Below are 3675 nucleotides of genomic sequence, written 5' to 3' on the forward strand. Positions count from 1 at the left end.
TTTTTTAACAAAAGATATGATAGTTATATTTTTGCATTATTTCTGTCAGTATCTTACATAGATATTTCATTCCAAAAACTGGTAATTCAGTAGCAATATAATAAATTTAGACTGACATATGCTGTCAATCCTATATATAAGAATCAACTTTATAAAGTTTAACTAAGCAGAATGATAATCGGTGGTGTTCTAAAAAGTATGCTGTCATCAGACGTAGCCATAATTGATGTAAAAAAAGACTAAGTCAAACACTTTAAAATGATTATCAAGTTTTTTTGAGAAGCAACATATTTTTCTAACGGCTCGACGTAGTCGATGTCTCAAGCGGCAATTATTACCTTCTATACCTACTGTATGCCGTTTGCCGACTTGTTTGTGATCTGCTTTAAAGGCCGTTAAAAAACTATCCCAGTTATCCATACTAATAGAGTCGTAACTGACTTTGAGCTGTAGAAGACGTACTCTTAAGCTTCTTAGCCGTACTCAAATCACGTTTGCCCCAAACATAAGCCACAATCTCGTTGGTAGCACGGTCATAAGCATAGACGAGCCAGACTTTACGTTTCTTGCGATACACGTAAGTCCAGAACTCATCAACCTCTAGGCGCTCATAGTGGCTCTTTTTAGGAACAATCTTATAAAGGGATGAGCCTATGGTACTAAGTACTTTACCCATACTCACTGAAGCTATCTTAGCAATATCTCTAACACCACAGCCTCGGACAGTCATGAGCCGTATAAGGTCTTCTACTTTAGAGTGACAACCGTTGTAAGTTAGGGCATGATCGCCGATAAACTGGCGTTTGCAGTCCTTACATTGGTAGTTCTGCTTGCCATAGCTTTTTATACCATTTTTCTTTAAACTGGGACTGTGACAGTCAGGGCAATTAATTTCTATTTGTGTCTTCATAACCTCAAATATATCATCTTGCTTTGGCTGTCACCCTCCTTCTTTCCCTCAGCATACTTTCTGATACACCACCTGATAATCAAAGCCGAATCCCTGGCAAGTTTGATCACAAAGCCACCTCATAACTCGTACTACACCCCGAAGCCTCAGACTTTTTAACATCTTCTTTTCTATCAAATCATTAATATCTGGTATAGAACACTTGGTCATCACTGCCCATTTCTTAGTGGTCAGCTTGCCATAAAAGTCAGTCAGCAAAGCATTCAGCATAGTTACTTGTCTAGTGTTCAATGCATGTTGTCGATGCGTCTGCCAAAAACTCGATTTACTAATAATTTTATCTGTGTTCGTTTGAGCAGCGAGCAGTGCTCTTCCAGCGTTTGTAAGAACCATAACAGCCAAGCAGTGATATCGCTGTCACCTTTTTGAGTGCGTTCCAGTATTTTATAGTAGTCATTACGCTGTTTAAGAATCTACGCTAACATACTGTAAAAACGTTGAGCGCTATCATCATTTTTTGCTAGCATCCGCTCTGTCATCGCGCGTCAGCCGTACATTACGATTATCAAAGGGATGAATGGTCACAAACCATAAATGAGCGATGCCTGCTTTAATTACAAGATCTATATTGTCCTGATCATTTGGTGAGGTGTTAAACGAGAATACAAACTTATCTAATTCATCTGGTAACCTATCGGCACTAGGTGCAATAAAATGAACCTGCTCACAACCATAACCGCCAGAGACCACTTGCATAAGTCCTTGACTGTCATCACGATATTACCCGCTTTGATACGATACAGCCCACTATACCTATTTGGAAACAATGCTCTGTGCCATCCCCATCCCAGTAAACCATCCAACAATAATGGTCGCTTGTAGTGATAGGTTGCATTTAGCATCATCTCCACCATCGCGTCAATCTCACGACTAGCAGTAGTTATCATCTCACTATCATTTATCCCTAAGTGACGCGCAACAGAAGACCGTACTTGCTCGTTATTTAATAACTCACCTTCGATCTCTGACGTTTTAACGATCTCTAAAGTTGCGGCATCTAACTGTGCATCAACGTTAAGATCGAATCCTAACGTTAGCTATTTTCCAAGAAAACGGCCTTGTAGTGTCCGTACACGACCGACTAATTGCAGCATTTTTATCTGATCATTGCCACTCAATCCATTCTTTACTTTCATGAATATAAATAATATGCCTCATACTTTTCTCAGAGATATGCAGATAAAATAAATACAATGCATTCTGATTGTAAGAAGAAATCAGCTTGAAGAAGGATGTTTTTTATAGAATATGCGTTGTTTTTGAATTGATCGACGCTAGAGTGGAGGTAAAAAGACTATAAAATTATAGTGCCCAAATACGTGCTAGACGTTATCATATACTAATTTACTTTGCCACTTTTTAACCACATAGTAGCTATAAGCCAATAGAATCAATACATATAAGATAACGTCATATTATGGTATTTGGTCGACCTACTTTGACATGGTAGAGGTCGTTGGTTCGAATCCGATTACGCCTACCAGATTCGAAAAGCCCCAATCTTAAGATTGGGGCTTTTTTTGTCTGTAATATATGGGCTGTAGCGAAAAATACTTTCTTATATCACCTCATAGTCATGATTATGCAATCAGATTTAAATCATTCAAAAAAGTGATGGTGACCAAAACGTGACCGACCCTTAAAAACCATTAAAATTAAAACCCTCTTTTTGACCTCTACTTTAAACTGTAAGCTAAAACCTATTTCTGAGTATTTTTCTCTTTATCCTCTTTTACATATTCAAAAATATCCCCCACCTCTACTTCTAAATACTCACAAAGCTTATCTATAGTATCAAAATCAATTCTAGATGATTGATCGTTATATATCTTATGTAATGTCGTCTTGCTTACCCCTGTTGCTCGTACGGCATCCGCTACTTTTAGCCTTCTTTCAGCTAGTAAAGTTGGGAGATGGTTAACTATCATCTTACAAACTCCAATTGTCGTAGAATAAATACCCTCTACTACCTTGCTTTTCTACTTGAAACACTTGCGAACACTGAATTCGAGTCCAAAATTCAATATCGCTCTTTAACATGTAAGGCAAAATAAGGTGATTAAATATTTTATAGTAGCCAATATTAGCTTTATGAACACTTAGCTCTTTTTGCTTTATATCGTTTAGGTAAGTCTTTTTCATAAATAGTGAAATCCAATCATACTTACTGAAATCTTATATAATTTAATCTACTGTTATCTACAGAAATTGCAAGTAATTATTATAAAATAATAAGTAATTTCAGTAACTTATACCAGGATATACCAGAATATACCTATTTCATCTGAGCTGAGTTTCTACGCTCCATACTTTAAGAAGAAATGATAACCATCCTGCCATTAGAGTCGTAGCTCTTATATCAAATTATTTTTTAGAAGCAACAGATTGCCAAAAAAATGCTGCCTTTGAAACGTTGGCTATAGTCAATCCAGAATAAAAGAGATACAGCCCATATCATGAAACAGTTTTATTTTGAACTGACTATATATCCAAATGAGCCATTTATTTAATTCACCTTATATTGACTAATGCGCTTCACAAGCCCGAAAATAGTATGAAATCGTGATCGATGCGCTATACAGGAATCCAGCTCTAAGCTGTATACTCAATATTTAGAGTGCTTTCAATAACTGTCTATTAACTCGTAGCGCAACTCAATATTTTTGAGAGCTCAGCAACTGATTTGAGATAGTTGTATTATAAAT

At 36.6% G+C, this 3675-nt stretch carries 3 protein-coding genes and 1 pseudogene; all 4 read right to left on the reverse strand.

The window, feature by feature from the left end:
• Positions 1-207: 207 nt before the first annotated feature.
• Positions 208-910 (reverse strand): annotated as a pseudogene (locus tag CXF61_RS11400) (IS1 family transposase).
• Positions 911-1420: 510 nt separating this feature from the next.
• The gene (locus CXF61_RS14195; protein WP_227526673.1) at positions 1421-1666 is read right to left on the reverse strand and encodes a Fic family protein; all 246 of its coding nucleotides are present in this window, start codon (positions 1664-1666) and stop codon (positions 1421-1423) included.
• Positions 1585-1950 (reverse strand): DUF4172 domain-containing protein, encoded by a 366-nt coding sequence (locus CXF61_RS14200; protein WP_264755684.1) that lies wholly within the window; start codon positions 1948-1950, stop codon positions 1585-1587. Before CXF61_RS14200 ends, CXF61_RS14195 begins: the two co-directional genes overlap by 82 nt.
• A gap of 720 nt (positions 1951-2670) precedes the next feature.
• A complete protein-coding gene (locus CXF61_RS11410; protein WP_075107579.1) occupies positions 2671-2898 on the reverse strand; it encodes a helix-turn-helix domain-containing protein in 228 nt (75 codons plus the stop codon).
• Positions 2899-3675 lie beyond the last annotated feature (777 nt).

The sequence above is a fragment of the Psychrobacter sp. 4Dc genome (assembly GCF_002836715.1).
GTDB lineage: Bacteria > Pseudomonadota > Gammaproteobacteria > Pseudomonadales > Moraxellaceae > Psychrobacter.

What these genes read in the sequence shown, in the direction of transcription:
- CXF61_RS14195 (WP_227526673.1), bottom strand. Translation starts at nt 1,666, where the DNA reads ATGCAAGTGGTCTCTGGCGGTTATGGTTGTGAGCAGGTTCATTTTATT.
- CXF61_RS11410 (WP_075107579.1), bottom strand. Translation starts at nt 2,898, where the DNA reads ATGATAGTTAACCATCTCCCAACTTTACTAGCTGAAAGAAGGCTAAAA.